Here is a 212-nt window from a genome sequence, read left to right on the forward strand (position 1 = left end):
GGCGATGTGCATGTGCTGATTGCTGGCCACAACGCGAAAGCGGCTGCGGATGCAGCGGCGAAAATCGTCGGCGTTTCGAAGGTGCTCCTCGCCGATGCGCCGCAACTCGAACACAGTCTCGCGGAAAACGTCGAAGCGACGGTGCTTTCCTTAGCGAAGAACTACTCGCATATTCTCGCGCCTGCTACGGCAAGCGGTAAAAACGTTACGCC

At 58.5% G+C, this 212-nt stretch carries 1 pseudogene; it reads left to right on the plus strand.

Going from position 1 to position 212, the window contains the following annotated elements:
• Nucleotides 1–212, plus strand: a pseudogene (locus tag SB764_RS45375) (electron transfer flavoprotein subunit alpha/FixB family protein); the annotation flags it as partial.

It is taken from the genome of Paraburkholderia sp. SIMBA_027, assembly GCF_046535315.1.
GTDB lineage: Bacteria > Pseudomonadota > Gammaproteobacteria > Burkholderiales > Burkholderiaceae > Paraburkholderia > Paraburkholderia tropica.